The sequence below is a fragment of the Streptomyces sp. NPDC052910 genome (assembly GCF_055585605.1).
On record NZ_JBVJJR010000001.1, the window covers coordinates 636,050 to 652,378 of the forward strand.

The window sequence follows — 16,329 nt, forward strand, 5'->3', positions numbered from 1 at the left end:
CGAGCCTAGCCGGACACGGGCCGTGACCGGGACCGGGTTTGCCTCACTCACTCTCCCCGGCACCCTCCCCGAGCAGGATCCTCTCCAGCCCGGCCCGGTCCGGCAGCGCCGTCGGGCGGACCACGCGACCGTCGCGGACGTGGACGAAGGCGGCGGCGACGGCCGACGGCGGCAGGCCGTGCCGCTCGGCCCAGGCGAGGCGGTAGACGGCGAGCTGGAGGGGGTCGGCGGTGCCGTCCCGGCCGGTCTTCCAGTCGACGATCTCGTAGGCTGCGCCGTCGGATGCGCCGGTGCCGCCGGCGGTCCCCTCGGTCCGGTAGACCGCGTCGATCCGGCCGCGGATCACCCGGCCCGCCAGGGTGATCCGGAACGGCGCCTCCACCCGGTACGGCACGCGGTGGGCATACGGGGTGCGCTCGAACGCGGCCTTGAGCTCGGCCAGGTCCCGCTCGTCGGCGATCCCGGTCTCGTCGGCCTCGTCCGTCTCGTCGCCGTCCACGCCGCCGGGGAGCCCGTCCGGGCCCGGGAACGGCAGGGTCAGCGCCTCGAATCGGGACTCGACCCAGGCGTGGAAGCGGGTGCCGCGCCGGGCGGCGGGCCGCGGCGGGCGGGGCATCGGCCTGGCCAGCTCGCCCGCGAACGCGTCGGGGTCGGCGGCGAGCCGGACCAACTGCGACGCGGTCAGGGACGCCGGCAGCGGCACCTCGTGCACCGTCGCACGGGCCCGGCGGAGCTCGCCCGCGAGCGCGTCGAGGTCGCGGTCCCAGGAGTCGACCAGGCGGCTCTCCTCGGGGCTGAGGCCGGAGCGGGGCGCCGCCTTTCGGGCGAGGACGCCCGGGGTGGACGGCGCCGGGGAGGGAGCTCCGCCGGGGGCCGGGGGGTCGTTCGGAGCCGGACGCGCGTCCGGGTCGGCGGGGGCGGCGGAGGCGGTGGCCCCCGTCCCGTCGGCCGGCCCGCCCCGGGCAGCGGAACGGCGCACGGCGGAGGGCTCACCCGAGGCGGAGGCATCGTCCGGAGCCGGCGACTCGCCCGAGGCGGAGTCGCCGTTCCGGAACGGGAAGCCGTCAGGGGGGAAGGAGCCGGCCGGATCGGCGGGCTCGTGCGGGCCGGCGGACGTCCGCTCGTGCCGGGGGGCCGGAACGGCGGGTGTCGGCCGCCGGGGCGAGTGGGGCATGGGGGACGCCGGTGCCGTGGGGCCGCCGGTCTCTTCGCCGGCGCGGGCGCCGTCGGATGCGGCCGGCGTCGGACGGGTGGTGGGCAGGGCGTCCCAGCCCGCCAAGGCGGCGGCGTCCTCGTCCGCGGTGAGGTCCTCGTACGCGGCGGGGTCCTCGTACGCCTCGTCGTACGCCGCCGGGTGCCGCGGCAGGTCGGTGTGAGCCGGGACGGCGTCTCCGCGCACGTCGCGGCGCCCCGCGTACGCCTCCTCCGCCTCCTCCTCATCCGGCGGGGGCGGCCACTCCGGGTCGTAGGCGGGCTCCGGCTCGGGGGCCGGGCCGGGGAGGCGGCCCAGGCGGGCGCGGACGGCGTCGGCCGCCTCGCGGCGCAACGCGAGGGAGCCGGGGTCCAGGGGAAGCGGCCAGGCGCGGTCGGTCCCGGCCGTGTCGAGGGCGGGGTTGGTGTCGCCCTCCTCCGGGGGCTCGGCCCACGCCTCGACCTCGCCGTGCCCGGCCTCGCAGTGCTCGCGCAGGGCGTGCAGGAAGGCGGACGGGCCGCGGGGCCGCTTCTGCTCGGGGCCCCACCAGTGGCCGGAGCCGAGGAGCAGGGAGCGAGGGCGGGTGAAGGTGACGTAACCGAGGCGGAGCTCCTCGGTGGCCTGGTGGTCCTTCATCGCGGCCTTGAAGGCGGCGATGCCCTTGCCGTCCCAGGCGGGGACCTCGGGGAGGGTGTCGGCGTCCCCGCGCAGGGCGTACGGGAGGACCCGGGCCTGGGAGGTCCACGCGTCCCTGGCCTGCTCGCTCGGGAAGGTCTTGGCGACGAGCCCGGGGACGGCGACGACGTCCCACTCCAGGCCCTTGGACTTGTGGGCGGTCAGGACCTTGACCGTGTTCTCGGCGCCGGGGAGGGAGCTGTCGAGCCCCTTCTCGTACTGGACGGCGGTGCGCAGGAAACCGAGGAAGGCGAGCAGGCCGGCGTCGCCGTCCAGGCCGGCGAAGCCCGCGGCGATGTCCAGGAACTGGTTCAGGGTCTCCCGGCGGCGGGCCGCCAGCGCGTGCGGCGAGGCCGAGAGCTCGACCTCCAGGCCGGTGGTGGCGAGCACCCGGTGCAGGACGTCCATCAGCGGGTCGGCCAGGCAGCGGCGCAGATCGCGGAGCTCGGTGGCGAGGCGGGCGAAGCGGATCCGGGCGTCGGCGGAGAAGGGCAGGCCGTCGTCGGGCGCGTCGCCGGTGAGGAAGGTGTCGAGGGCGTCGGCGAGGGAGATCACCTCGGCGGGGTCGCGGCCCTCCACGGCCTCGGCGAGCCGCCGCTCGGGATCGGTCCCGGCGCTGCCGTACGGGACCAGGGTGCGGGCGCGGCGGCCGAGGAGGGCGAGGTCGCGGGGGCCGATGCGCCAGCGGGGGCCGGTCAGCAGACGGACGAGCGCCGCGTTCGCGGTGGGGTCCTGGAGCACCTCGCAGACGGCGACGAGGTCGGCGATCTCGGGCAGGTGGAGCAGGCCGGAGAGGCCGACGACCTCGACCGGGACGTCCCGGTCGACCAGCGCTTCCTGGATGCGGGCGAAGTCGGCCGCCGTGCGGCAGAGGACGGCGACGTCGCCGGGGCGGGTGCCGGTGCGCACCCGGTGGGCGATGGAGTCGGCGAGCCAGGCCAGCTCCTCGACCTGGGTGGGGAGCAGGGCGCAGCGGACGTACCCGTCCCGCTCGGCGCCGGGCGCGGGCCGCAGTGCCTCCACGCCCTCGTGGAGGGCGCGCAGCGGCGCGGCCAGGCTGTTGGCGAGGCGGAGGAGCCGGCCGCCGCTGCGCCGGTTCTCGCCGAGGGAGTGGCGGACGGCGGGGCGGCCGTCGGCGTGCGGGAAGTGGCGGGGGAACTCGTCCAGGTTGGCGACGGAGGCGCCGCGCCAGCCGTAGATGGCCTGGCAGGGGTCGCCGACGGCGGTGACCGCGTGGCCCGTACCGCCGCCGAACAGGCCGGCGAGCAGCAGGCGCTGTGCGACGGACGTGTCCTGGTACTCGTCGAGGAGGACGACGGAGAACTCCTCGCGCAGGATCCGGCCGACCTCGGGGCGGGTGCGGGCGAGCTCGGCGGAGAGGGCGATCTGGTCGCCGAAGTCGAGGAGGTCGCGGCGGCGCTTCTCCGTGCGGTACGCGGCGACCAGGCCGGTGAGCTCACGCCGGGCGCGGGCGGCGTCGGGGACCTTGCGCAGATCGGCGTTGCCGAGGCGGGCGCCGTCGAGATCCTTCAGGAGGGCCTCGTCATGGGCCAGCAGCTCCTCCGGCTCCACCAGGTGCTCGGCGAGCTCGGCGTCGAGGGCGAGGAGGTCGGCGACGAGATCGCCGAACGGGCGCGTGAGGGCCGGGTGCGGGCCCGGGGAGGTGCGCAGGACGCGGGCGGCGAGCTGGTAGCGGGTGGCGTCGGCGAGGAGGCGGGCGGTGGGCTCCAGGCCGATGCGGAGGCCGTGCTCCTTCAGAAGGCGGCCGGCGAACGCGTGGTACGTGGAGATCCGCGGCTCGCCGGGCCCTTCCTCGTCCGTGGCCTCGCCGGCCGTCACCCCGGCGGCGGCGAGCGCCTTGCGGACGCGCTCGGCGAGCTCGCCCGCGGCCTTGTTGGTGAAGGTGAGGCCGAGGACGCGCTCGGGCGCCACCTGCCCGGTGCCGACCAGCCAGACCACGCGGGCCGCCATCACCGTCGTCTTGCCCGACCCGGCCCCGGCCACGATGACCTGCGGGGCGGGCGGCGCGGTGATGCAGGCCGTCTGCTCCGGGGTGAAGGGGATGCCGAGGAGCTCCTTGAGCTGCTCGGGGTCGGTCAGGCGCGGGGTCACGCCAGAAACGGTAACCGGGGGCACTGACAAGCACGCAAAACCGGGCTTTCCGATTTTGCGAAACCGGTCTTTCCGATCTTGCGCGAGCGCGCCGCCGCTCGGACCGGGCGCCCGGCCCCGGTGCCTCTGTCCGAAGCCGGCTCCACCGCCGGGCGGTGCCTCCCCGGGCGCCGGGGCGGCGAGCCGGCCGGTCGCACGCCCGGGAGGGGTGCTCGACGTCCGGTCCGGGGTCCGGGCCGCCCGTGGCCGGCTCACCCGGCGCCCTGCGGGGCCGGCGTCGCCCGGCGTCCGCCGTCCGTCCTCCGGTCGCCGCGTCGCCCGTCCCGTCCACGCCGGGCCTCCGGGCCGTCTATTCGACGATCTGGCGGCCCTCCGCGCGGGCCGAGCAGGAGGAGCGGAAGGCGCAGTGGGCGCAGTGGGCACCGGGACGGGGGGAGAAGCGTTCGTCCAGGACGCGGCCGGCGGCGGTGGCGAGGAGGTCGCCGATCCAGTCGGGGCCGTCCTCGCCGTCGCCGGGCGGTGGTTCCTGGGCCTGCACCTTGGGCAGCGCGTCGCCGCCCTCCTTCTTGGTGGCGCCCTGCCGGAGCTGGACGAGTTCCGCGCCGCCGGGGCGGGGGCGCTCGCCGTCGAAGACGTCGTCGACGGCGCCGTGCCGGACCGCGAGCTGGTAGACGGCGAGCTGGGGGTGGCGGGCCACCTCGGCGGCGGTCGGCGCGGTCTTGCCGGTCTTGAAGTCGACGACGTACGCGCGGCCGGCGGCGTCCCGCTCCACGCGGTCCATGGAGCCGCGGACCCGGACGAGCCGGCCGCCCGCGGTGAGGGTGACGTCGAAGGGGTGCTCGGTGGCGACGGGGGTCCGGCCGCGTTCCATGACGTGCCAGCGCAGGAAGCGCTCCAGGGCGGCCCGGGCGTTCTCCTTCTCCTGCCGGGACTTCCAGGGCGCGTCGAAGGCGAGCGCGTCCCAGACGGTCTCCAGGCGCTCCATGAGGACGGCGAGGTCGGCCGGGGTGCGGCCGGAGGCGACCTCGTCGGCGAGGACGTGGACGACGTTGCCGAAGCCCTGGGCCACGCCTGCGGGCGCCTCGGCGCGCACCTCACGCCCCAGGAACCACTGGAGCGAGCAGGTGTCCACGAGCTGTCCGACGGCCGAGCCGGAGAGGGCGACCGGCTGGTCCCGGTCGCGGAGCGGCACCGCGCTGTGCGTCGGCTCGTACAGGCCCCACCAGCGGTCGGGGTCGGCGGCCGGGACGAGCGGCCGGTCCTCGTCGTCGCGCAGGCCGGCGAGCCGGGCGAGCCGGTCGGCGGCGGCGGCCCGGAGCGCGTCCGAGGCGGTGGGGTCCACGGTGGTGGCCCGCAGTTCGGCGACGAGCGCGGCGACGGCCAGGGGGCGGCGCGGGCGCTGGGTGACGTCGACCGGTTCGACGCCGAGTTCGCTGAGGAAGCGGGACGGCTGGTCGCCGTCCTCGGCGGCGGCCTTGACCGCCGTCACCACCAGGCGCTCACGGGCACGGGTGGCGGCCACGTAGAACAGCCGGCGCTCCTCGGCCAGCAGCGCGCCGGGCGGGAGGGGCTCGGCGAGACCGTCGCTGCCGATGCGGTCCGCCTCCAGCAGCGAGCCGCGGCGACGCAGGTCGGGCCAGAGCCCCTCCTGCACCCCCGCGACGACGACGAGCCGCCATTCCAGGCCCTTGGAGCGGTGCGCGGTCATGAGGCGGACGGCGTCGGGGCGCACGGCCCGGCGGGTGAGGGTGTCGGCGGCGATGTCCTGGGCCTCCAGCTCGTCCAGGAAACCGAGCACGTCCCGGCCGCCGACGCGCTCCTCGGCGCGGGCCGCCGTCTCGAACAGGGCGCACACGGCGTCGAGGTCGCGGTCCGCGTTGCGGCCGGCCGCGCCGCCGCGGTGCGCGGCGCGGCGCAACCGGTCCGGCCAGGGCGCGGGGTGCCGGGGGGTGCCGTTCCAGAGCGTCCACAGCGCGTCCTCGGCGGTGCCGCCGGCCAGGAGCCGGTCGCGGGCGGCGGCCAGCAGCGCGGCCAGGCGCTGCGCGCCCCGCGCGTACGCCGGATCGTGCGCCACCAGCCGCTCCGGCGCGGCGAGCGCCTCGGCGAGGAGAACGTCCGAGGGACGCGGCGCGGTACGGCCCGCGGCCCGCTCCTCCTCCCGCAGGGCCCGCCCGAGGCGGCGCAGGTCGGTGCCGTCCATGCCGCCGAGGGGGGAGGTGAGGAGGGTGAGGGCCGTCTCGGGGGTGAGCGCGCCGCTCGAGCCGCCTGTGACGGCGGGGTGGGCGGGGGCGGGCTCTTCCTCGGCGTCGTCGCCGGTGCCGCCCCCAAGGCCGGGGTCGGGGGTGGGCTCGGGGCCGGGGTTGGGGCCGGGCTCGGGGGTGAGCTCGGGGATGAGCTCGGGGCCAGGCTCGGGGGCGAGCCCCGACAAGACGGCGGAACCGGGCACAGGGCCGGGCTCCGGAGCGGAAGCGTATGCGCCGGCCGTGCCGGGGGCGGACGCGGCACCGGGCCCCGAACGGCGGCCGGGTTCCGGCGCGGAATCGCCTCCGGTGGCCGCGTCCGCGGCCGGCGAGGGGTCGGAAACCTCCGTGCTGCCGTGCTCCGGCGCCGCGCCGGGCCCGGCGGGCTCGTCCCCGGGCCCCGCGAGGTCGTCCGCGCACGGCGCCGACGTCTCCGCCGCCGCCCACTCCGCCACCACCCGCAGCGCCGTCAGCAGCGGGGCGACCGCCGGTTCGTGGCGGAGGGGGACGTCGTCGCCGTCGACCTCCACCGGGACGCCCGCGGAGGTCAGGGCGCGGCGGAGGGACGGGAGGGAGCGGGAGCCGGCGCGGACGAGGACGGCCATGGCGCCCCAGGGGACGCCGTCCTCCAGGTGGGCGCGGCGGAGGATGTCGGCGATGTTCTCGGTCTCGGCGCCGGGTGTCGGGTAGGTGTACGCCTCGACGCGGCCGCCGGGGCGGACGGCCGTCAGGTCGCGGTGGGCGCGGACGGCGTCGGCCGGGAGGCGGGTGAGGGGCATCCGCCGGGTGAGGAGCCGGGTGGCGGCGAGGAGGGCCGCGCCCGAGCGGCGGGACGTGGTCAGGACCCGGACGGGGGCGGGCGAGCCGTCGCGGCGCGGGAAGGCCGACGGGAAGTCGAGGATGCCGCCCACGTCGGCGCCGCGGAAGGCGTAGATGGACTGGTCGGGGTCGCCGAACGCGAGCAGGGTGCGCCCGCCGCCCGCCAGCGCGCGCAGCAGCCGCGCCTGGGCGGCGTCGGTGTCCTGGTACTCGTCGACGAACACCGCGTCGTACCGCCCGGCAAGGTCCGCCGCGACCTCCGGCCGCTCGGCCAGCAGCACGGCGCGGTGCACCAGCTCCGCGTAGTCGACGACGCCGCGCGCGTCGAGCACGTCGAGGTACTCGGCCAGGAAGGCCGCCGCCGCCGACCAGTCGCCGCGCCCGGTCCGTTCGGCGAAGGCCGCCAGCGACTCCGGGCTCAGGCCCAGTTCCCGGCTGCGGGCGAGGACCGCGCGCACCTCGTCGGCGAAGCCGCGGGTGGTGAGGCAGGCGCGCAGGTCGTCCGGCCAGCGCACGGTGGCGCGGCCCTCGCGCTCCAGCTCGGTCTGGCCGGCGAGCAGTTCGCGGACGGCGACGTCCTGCTCGGGGCCGGACAGCAGCCGCAGCGGCTCGGCGAACGGGTCGGCTTCCCGGTGGGCGCGGACCAGGGCGTAGCAGTAGGAGTGGAAGGTGGTGGCCTGCGGCGCGCGCGCCGCCAGCCCGCGCTCCCCCAGGCGGGCCGCGACGCGGTCGCGCAGTTCGGCCGCGGCCTTGCGGCTGAAGGTGAGGACGAGCATCCGCTCCGGGTCGGCGCCGCGTCGCACCCGCTCGGCGACGGCCTCCACGAGCGTCGTGGTCTTGCCGGTGCCCGGGCCGGCGAGGACCAGCAGCGGTCCCTCGCGGTGCTCAACCACGGCGCGCTGTCCCGCGTCCGGTTCCGGGGGGACCACGGGACCCGGGGGCGTGCGCACCAGCCGGTACGCGCCCGGCGCGGGCCGGGGGGCCCGTCGGCGCTCCGGGTCCTGCGGGCGCGCCGAGACGAGCGGGCCGGGAGCGCCGGAAGAGCCGGAAGTGCCGGGAAGGCGGGTGGAACTCACGTGAGGTGCCGGTCCTGCGGGTCGGGTACGGATTCCCACGCGCCGTCGGGGCGCGGGGGTGGGGCGGCCCTCGACGCTACGCCAGGAGGTGGGTGGGGCGCAGGGCGTCCCCGGGGGCGTGGGGGCCGTTCGGGCACCTCACCCGTTCGGGTTGCCCGGCGGACGAGTGGATCAGGTGGCGCGTTTCACACGCGACGCGCCGCCGCGCGTGCCCTTCGCGCCGGAGCGCGAGGCACCACCGGGCAGCGGGACGGCGTGGGACGGCCCGGCACCGCCGGACGACCAGCCGGCACCGGAGCCCGGGGCCCCGCCGGACGACGAGGCGGCACCGGAGCGCGAGGCACCGCCGGTGTCCGACGCATCACCGGTGTCCGACGCCTCACCGGGCCGCGAAGCACCGCTCACACCCGGCACACCGCCGCCACCCGTCCTTCCGGGCCCCTGCGGTATCCCCCTCACGGGACGGCTTCCCGGCCCGGCCCCGGCCCCGCCTGCCTCGACCGCGTCGCCCTCACCCCCGCCACGCCCTTCCCCGCCCTCCTCCGCGAGCGGCCGCCCGTCCCACCGCGCCCGCGCCATCGCGAGCCGCGGGACGTGACCTTCGGCGGCGGACCCGGCCGTCCGGAGGGGCGTGCCCTCCTCGCGGTAGTGGCCGAGCGCCGCGCGCTCACGGCCGGGGAGCAGGACGCCGTCCGACCGGACGACGCGCCACCACGGCACGGCACCGCCGTACAGCGCCATCACGCGGCCGACCTGGCGCGGGCCGCCCTCGCCGAGCCACTCGGCGATGTCGCCGTAGGTCATCACCCGGCCCGGCGGGATGATCTCGGCGACGGACAGGACCCGCTCCGCGTACTCGGGGAGTTCGGGGGGCGCGGGACGCTCGGCGTCCTCCGGGAGCCCGTGCGGTCCTCGCGGCCCGGGCGGCGATGCGTCGGTCACCCGGTCCATACTGCCGCAGGCGCCGCGCGCCCCGGGGCCGCGGTCCGGAGGTCCGAATTCCGGAAGATCACCCAGAGTGCGGGATCGGACTACAGGGCGTACGATCCAAGGTCCGCGCCCCCGAAATGCACCCTGATACACCCTTGCCCGGCAGGGCCATGCCACCATCTTCCGGGCGGTGACTGGTGATACGAGAACGAGAAGACCAGGAAGACACGGACGACGAGCAGGGCGCGGGACCTCCTGAGGAGGCCGGCGCCCGCGAGGCGCTGCCCGGGAGCGGCGGGGACACCGAGGGGCCTCGCCCCGGCGCCCCGGACGACCGGAACGGCTCGTCGTACGCGTGCGACACGAAGGACGGCGAGGTCCACATCGACAAGGTCTCCGGCGACGAGCCGCTGCTCCCCGCCCGCGTCCACCGCCCCGCCGACCTGGTGCGCATGCTGCTGGGCATCATCGGCATCGCCGTCGTCCTCGCCCTGGCCGCGTTCGCGCACGGCACCACCACCGGCCTCGCCAGTGACATCAAGGAGAGCGCCGGGCACGCCCCGCAGACGCTGGCCAACATCGCCGGCCTCACGGCGAACATCGCGATCTTCATCGTCCCCGTGGCGTTCGCCGTCGAACGGCTGGTCAAACGGGACGGCCTGCGCATCGCCGACGGCGTCCTCGCGGCCGTACTGGCGCACGGCGTCTCGCTCGGCGCCGCGCTCTGGGTCGCCGAGGCCGCCCCGGAATCCATCCGGGAGGCGCTGACCCGGATCACGCCGACCCACGAGCTCACCGATCCGGTCCACGGCTACCTCGCCCCCGTCATCGCCTACATGACGGCCGTCGGGATGTCGCGGCGCCCGCGCTGGCGGGTCGCGATGTGGGCGGTACTGCTGCTCGACGCGTTCGCGGTGGTGGTCAACGGCTACTCGACGCCGTTCTCGATCGCCACCACGGTCCTCATCGGCTGGACCGTCGCCTACGGCACCCTGTACGCCGTCGGCTCCCCCAACGTCCGCCCCACCGGCCAGCACCTCCTGCACGGCCTGCGGCGCGTCGGCTTCAAGCCGGTGAGCGCGCTGCGCACGGAGGAGGCCCCGGACGCCGAGCCGTCCCCCGGCGCCGCGCACGACCGGGGGCGCCGCTACGTCGTCACCCTGGAGGACGGCCCGCCGCTGGACGTCACGGTCGTCGACCGCGAGCAACAGGCGCAGGGCTTCTTCTACCGGCTGTGGCAGCGGCTCGCGCTGCGCGGCATCACCCAGCGGCGCAGCCTCCAGTCGCTCCGCCAGGCCCTCGAACAGGAGGCGCTGCTCGCCTACGCGGCCATCGCCGCCGGCGCCAACGCGCCCAAGCTGATCGCCACCAGCGAGCTCGGTCCGGACGCCGTGATGCTGGTGTACGAGCACGTCGGCGGGCGGACGCTGGACACGCTGCCGGACGCGGAGATCACCGACGAGCTGGTGGACGGCGCCTGGCGGCAGGTGCGCGCCCTGCAGTCGCGCCGGATCGCGCACCGGCGCCTCGATGGCGACGCGCTCCTGGTGGATCGTTCCGGCAATGTCGTCCTGACCGATCTGCGCGGCGGTGAGATCGCCGCCGGCGACCTGGTGCTGCGGATGGACGTCGCGCAGTTGCTCACCACACTGGGCCTGCGCGTCGGCGCCGAACGGGCCGTGGCCTCGGCCGTCGCCGTGCTCGGCCCGGACGCGGTCGCCGACAGCCTGCCGCTGCTCCAGCCCATCGCCCTGACCCGCGCCAGCCGGGCGACCCTGCGCCGGCTCGCGCGCGAGCGCGCGCAGCGCGAACGGGACGCGGTGCTGGAGGCGTCCCGGATCGCCAAGGAGGAGCGGGCCCGGGAGCGGGCGGAGAAGGGCTCGGGGCCGGCGGACGACCGCCGGGCGCTCAAGGCCGAGAAGAAGGCGGAGAAGCAGGCGCTGGACGTCGCGGCCGAGGAGGCCCGCGAGGAGGACCTGCTGGCCCAGATCCGCCGTCAGGTGCTGCTGATCCGGCCGCAGGCGCCGATAGAGCCGGTCCGGCTGGAGCGCATCCGGCCGCGCACGCTGATCAGTTCCATCGCCGGCGCGATCGCCGCGTACTTCCTGCTCTCGCAGTTGTCGCACGTCGAGCTGGACAAGATCGTCGAGCACGCCAACTGGGGCTGGGTGGCGGTCGCCGCGGCCTTCTCCGCGCTGTCCTACTTCGCGGCGGCCATGCGGCTGCTGGGCTTCGTCCCGGAGAAGGTGCCGTACCTGCGGACGGTCATGGCGCAGGTCGCGGGCTCGTTCGTCAAGCTCGTGGCCCCGGCCGCGGTCGGCGGCGTCGCCCTGAACAGCCGCTTCCTGCAACGCGCCGGGATCCGCCCGGGGCTGGCGGTGGCCAGCGTCGGCGCGTCCGAGCTGTTCGGGCTGGCGGCGCACATCCTGCTGCTGCTGACCTTCGGCTACATCACCGGCACCGAGCGGACCGAGTCGCCGCTGCCGCCGTCCCGTACGGTCATCGGCGGACTGCTGACGGCCGCGGTGCTGGTGCTGGTGGTGACGGCCATCCCGTTCCTGCGGAAGTTCGTCTCGACCCGGGTGCGGTCGCTGTTCGCCGGCGTCGTACCGCGCATGCTGGACCTGCTCCAGCGGCCGCGGAAACTGGTCAACGGCATCGGCGGCATGCTGCTGCTGACCGCCGCCTTCGTGTTCTGCCTCGACACCTCGATCCGGGCGTTCGGCGGCGACATGAGCTTCGCCAGCGTCGCGGTGATCTTCCTGGCCGGCAACGCGCTGGGGTCGGCCGCGCCCACGCCCGGCGGGGTCGGGGCCGTCGAGGGCGTCCTCATCGGCGCCCTGACCCTCGCCGGACTGCCGGCGGACATCGCGACCCCCGCCGTGCTGCTGTACCGGCTGCTCACCTTCTGGCTGCCGGTGCTGCCGGGGTGGTTCTGCTTCAACCAGCTCACGCGCAAGGGCGCCATCTGAGGGACGGGGGGCGGTGGAACGGACCGAGGGCAGCGCGACGACGTTGTGGGAGGCGCGTCCGGGCTGAGGGGTGGCACCGGACGGAACGGTGACGCGTTCGGGCTGAGGGGTGCGCCGGGCTGCGGAGGGTGGCGCGACCCGAGTGACCCCTCCGGTCACGCCACTCGCTCCCGTCGCAGCAGCCACACCGTGAGCACCGTTGTCAGAGTCAGCAGCCCACCCGCGACCCCCAGGCTCTCCCGCATGCCCGTGACCGAGAATCCCTCCCCCGCGCCCCCGTCCGCGAGCAGGGCGCCGAACACGGCGACGGCCAGCGCGCCGCCGGTCTGACGGACGGCGTTGAACAGGCCCGACGCCGTGCCCGCCCGGTGCCCCGGAACGGCGTCGATGAGCAGCGCCGTCAGCGCCGGGACGGCGAGCGCGCCGCCCACCCCCGCGGGCACCAGGAGAACGAGGACCAGCCAGACCGGCGTCCCCGGCGTCAACGGCAGCAAAGCGAACATCGCCAGGGCCAGCACGGCCTGCCCCGCGACGATGACGGCGCGGCGGCCGAAGCGCTCCGCCAGGCGCGGAGAGACGAGGTTGGCGGTGGTGATGACCGCCGCGAGCGGCACGAACATCAGCCCCGCCTGCGTCGCCGTCATGCCGCGAGCCTGCTGGTAGTACAACCCGAGGAGGAAGACGAGGCCGTAGAAGCCCGCGTTGGCGGTGAAACCGACCATCAGGGGAACGCGCACGCGGAGTTCGCGCAGCATGCCCAGCGGGACCATGGGCGCGCGGTGCCGCTTCTCCACGGCGCGGAAGGCGACGGCGGAGCCGGCCGCGACGGCCAGCGCGGCGAGCACCGGAGCGGACGCCCAGCCGCGGTGGCCGCCCTCGATGACCGCGTACGTCAGGCCGGCGAGGGTGAGGACGGCGGTGACCTGGCCCGCCGGGTCGAGGGGGGCCGGCCGGCGCGGGGACGGCGCGGTCCGGGCCAGCAGCGCCAAGACCGCAGCCCCGACCGGCAGGTTGAGCAGGAAGACGGCGCGCCAGCCCGCCTGTTCGGCGAGGAAGCCGCCGAGCACGGGTCCTGCCGCCATGGACACCGAACCGCCCACCGTCCACAGTGCGATGGCCCGCGCACGGCGCCCGGCGTCGTCGTAGGCCTGCCGGATCAGCGCGAGCGAGGCCGGCATGAGGACGGCCGCCGCCCCGCCCTGCGCCAGGCGCGCCGCGATCAGCGGGCCGATCCCGGGTGCCAGCGCGCAGCCGAGGGAGGCGAGAGTGAAGAGGGCGGTCCCCCAGACGTACGCCCGCCGCGCCCCCGAACGGTCGGCGAGCGCGCCCGCCGACATCATCAGGGCGGCGAACATCAACGTGTACGCGTCGACGACCCATTGCAGACCGGACATGTCCCCGTGGAGGGACGTGCGGATGGCGGGCAGCGCGATGTTGACCGCCGAGACGTCGATGGTGATGACGGCGAAGCCGAGCAGCGAGGCGGCCAGCGTAAGAGCGGGGGAAGCGGGCCGGCGCGGTGCCGGAGGCATCGGCTCCGCGGTGGTCGCGGGTGCCGGGCGGGACGTGGGGCGGGGTGGCTGGGTGTCCACGGGGGTCGGCATGCGGGGTCGCTTTCGGTGAGTGAGGGAGGGGCGAGGAGACGGACGGGGAACACGGCGGCAGGTGGGGCCGGACCGCGCGTCGGCCGCGACGGGCGGGCTCGATTCCGGTAGCCCTTCCCGCCGTTCGCGGCGTACGGGCCGCCGGAGCGAGTGCGAGCGATCCGGCGGACGCGCCGCCACCGCTCCCCCGGCCGGATGACGCTGGGGGACGGCTGTGTGCGGGCGGCTCGCGCCGCGTCCGGGCACAGCGTCGTGCGCCTCCCGGCAGCGCGGCGGGCCGGCCGCCCACAACGGGACCATCCTGTGCGCCCGTTCCGCGCGACGGGAGACCGTGCCGTTCCCGGCCGTGACACGGCCCCCCACGGCGAACGGCCCCCGGCGACAATGTCGGGATGACGGAAAGCGGCACCGAGCTGGGCAGATACCTCAGGGCGCGACGGGCGCGGATCACCCCCGAGGAGGTGGGGCTGCCTTCGGGCACCGGACTGCGCCGGACGCCGGGCCTGCGGCGGGAGGAACTGGCGACCCTCGCCGGCGTCAGCGTCGACTACTACACCCGCCTCGAACGCGGCCGGGAGCGCAACCCTTCGCCCGGCGTGATCGACGCGCTCGCGCGCACCCTGCGACTGGGTGGCGACGCCCACCAGCGGCTGCACGACCTGGCCGAACTCGCCTCCGGGCGAGTCCCCGAACCGCGTACCGGCACCGGGCGGGCGTCCGGCACCGGGGAGACGGTGCGCGAATCCGTCCTGCGCATGCTGGAGGCGCTACGCCCGCTCCCGGCGTACGTGGTGGGCCGGCACAGCGACATGCTGGCGGCCAACCCGCCGGGGCGGCGGCTGATGCCCGGTCTCTGGGACTGGCCGCCGGAGCGGCGCAACGTGACCCGGTACCTTTTCCTGCATCCGGTGGGGCGCGTCCTGTACCAGCCCTGGGAGGAGACCGTCGCCCTCTCGGTGGCCCACCTCCGGGCGGCTGCCGGGATCGATCCGGACTCGCCTCGGCTCGCCGCGCTGGTGGGCGAACTGTTGCTGAAGTCGCCGGAGTTCGCACGGTTGTGGGAACGGTACGACGTGAAGGAGCGGGTCGGCGGCGCGAAGACCCTCGACCACCCGTCGGCGGGCAGGATGACGCTCACGTACGAGATCATGCCGCTCGCGGCGACGGACGGGCAGCGCCTCGTCGTCTACCAGGCCGAGCCGGGCGGCGCGGACGAGGCGGCCATGCTGCGGCTGGACTCCGAGGGCGGGGCGCGGCCGGCGGGACGGGCGTGACCGTCGCGGCCAGGCGGAGGGAGCCGGTCCCGCGTCGCGTTCCTCGCATGTGCCGGGCGGAAAAACCTTCTTGCCTTGCACCTGCGCGCCCAGCGGCTCTACCGTGCCGCACATGCGGTCCTACACCATCGGCCGGGCGGCCCGGCTGCTCGGCGTCAGCCCCGACACCGTCCGCCGTTGGGCGGACGCCGGTCGGATCCCCACCCGCCGGGACGAACACGGCAAGCGGGAGATCGACGGGGCGGATCTCGCCGCGTTCTCCGTGGCGCTCGCCGCCGAGGCGAACGACGACGGGGAGGAGGTGTACTCCAGCGCCCGCAACGCCTTCCCCGGGATCGTCACGGCGGTGAAGCTCGGGGACGTCGCCGCCCAGGTGGAGGTCCAGGCGGGCCCGCACCGCCTGGTGTCCCTGCTGACGCGTGAGGCCGTGGAGGAACTGGGGCTGGCCGTGGGCATGGAGGCCGTAGCCCGGGTCAAGGCCACCAATGTGCACGTCGACCTGGCCTGACCGGTAGCGGCCGATTCTGACTGGTTTAGTCGCTTGTGCGCCCCTTCTCTCGATTTCCTTCAGTCGCCTTCAGTTTCCTTCAACGTCCGACCGCCTCTTCGCCCGTCGCCCGACACCCACGGAGAACCGATGCGCCGCACGTCCGTCCGTCTCGCCGCCCTCGCCACCGTCCTTCTCCTGCCCCTGGCCACGGCCTGCGGTGACGACGCGTCGGACGGCGGGTCCGCCGGCGGCGACGGCAAGAAGGGCACCGCCCTCACCGTGCTGGCGGCGGCCTCCCTCACCGACGTCTTCCGGCAGGCGGGAGCCGCCTACGAGAAGGCGCACCCGGGGACGAAGGTGACGTTCTCCTTCGCGGGCTCGCAGGAACTGGCCGCCCAGGTACGGCAGGGCGTTCCGGCGGACGCCCTGGTGACGGCGGACACCAAGACGATGGACGGGCTGTCCGGGGAGACGGGCAAGCCCGTCGTCATCGCGCGCAACCGGCTGACGATCGCCACCGCTCAGGGCAACCCGAAGCACGTCAAGGACCTCGCCGACCTGGCGAGGAAGGACCTCAAGGTGGTGCTGGCGGCGCCCGAGGTGCCCGTGGGCCGGTACAGCAGGAAGGTGCTGGACCGGCAGCACGTGGCCGTACGGCCTGTCTCCGAGGAGCCGAACGTGCGGGCCGTCCTGAGCAAGGTCTCGCTGGGGGAGGCGGACGCCGGCATCGTGTACGTCACCGACGCCACGGCCGCCAAGGGGAAGGTGGCCACGGTCGCCGTCCCGGACGCGCAGAACGCGGTCGCCGCCTACCCGGCCGCCACGCTCAAGGGATCGAAGCACGCCGGCGAGGCGGGCGAGTTCGTGCGCTGGCTGGGGTCCCCCGAGGCGCGGCGCCTGCTGGGCGCGGCCGGGTTCCAGCAGCCGTAGGGCGGGGCCGACGAA

At 76.2% G+C, this 16,329-nt stretch carries 7 protein-coding genes and 1 pseudogene; 4 read left to right on the top strand and 4 right to left on the bottom strand.

Annotated features, from left to right (window positions below):
• Positions 1–43 precede the first annotated feature (43 nt).
• The 3 genes and pseudogenes from ACZ6X9_RS02735 to ACZ6X9_RS02745 form a co-directional block, all read right to left on the bottom strand.
• On the bottom strand, positions 44–3,979 hold the full coding sequence (locus tag ACZ6X9_RS02735; RefSeq protein WP_469776093.1) for an ATP-dependent helicase: 3,936 nt from the start codon (positions 3,977–3,979) through the stop codon (positions 44–46).
• A gap of 349 nt (positions 3,980–4,328) precedes the next feature.
• Positions 4,329–7,991, bottom strand: coding sequence for a UvrD-helicase domain-containing protein (locus ACZ6X9_RS02740; protein ID WP_469776629.1), 3,663 nt, complete (start codon positions 7,989–7,991; stop codon positions 4,329–4,331).
• A gap of 654 nt (positions 7,992–8,645) precedes the next feature.
• Positions 8,646–9,065, bottom strand: a pseudogene (locus ACZ6X9_RS02745) (MGMT family protein); the annotation flags it as partial.
• Between the two features lie 176 nt (positions 9,066–9,241).
• On the opposite strand from ACZ6X9_RS02745, the gene ACZ6X9_RS02750 reads away from it, so the two are divergent.
• Entirely contained in the window at positions 9,242–12,016 is a 2,775-nt protein-coding gene (locus tag ACZ6X9_RS02750; RefSeq protein WP_469776094.1) for a flippase-like domain-containing protein, read from the top strand.
• Between the two features lie 155 nt (positions 12,017–12,171).
• Here ACZ6X9_RS02750 and ACZ6X9_RS02755 read toward each other — a convergent pair whose 3' ends face one another.
• Positions 12,172–13,620 carry an MFS transporter gene (locus ACZ6X9_RS02755; protein WP_469776095.1) on the bottom strand — a complete coding sequence of 483 codons (1,449 nt, stop codon included), beginning with the start codon at positions 13,618–13,620 and terminating at the stop codon, positions 12,172–12,174.
• Positions 13,621–14,012: 392 nt separating this feature from the next.
• Here ACZ6X9_RS02755 and ACZ6X9_RS02760 point away from each other — a divergent pair, with 392 nt between their 5' ends.
• From ACZ6X9_RS02760 to modA, 3 genes are all read left to right on the top strand, one after another.
• On the top strand, positions 14,013–14,894 hold the full coding sequence (locus ACZ6X9_RS02760) for a helix-turn-helix domain-containing protein (protein ID WP_469776096.1): 882 nt from the start codon (positions 14,013–14,015) through the stop codon (positions 14,892–14,894).
• 112 nt (positions 14,895–15,006) lie between these two features.
• The gene (locus ACZ6X9_RS02765; protein WP_469776097.1) at positions 15,007–15,402 is read left to right on the top strand and encodes a TOBE domain-containing protein; all 396 of its coding nucleotides are present in this window, start codon (positions 15,007–15,009) and stop codon (positions 15,400–15,402) included.
• Positions 15,403–15,531: 129 nt separating this feature from the next.
• Entirely contained in the window at positions 15,532–16,314 is a 783-nt protein-coding gene (gene modA / locus ACZ6X9_RS02770) for a molybdate ABC transporter substrate-binding protein (protein ID WP_469776098.1), read from the top strand.
• Positions 16,315–16,329: the final 15 nt, after the last annotated feature.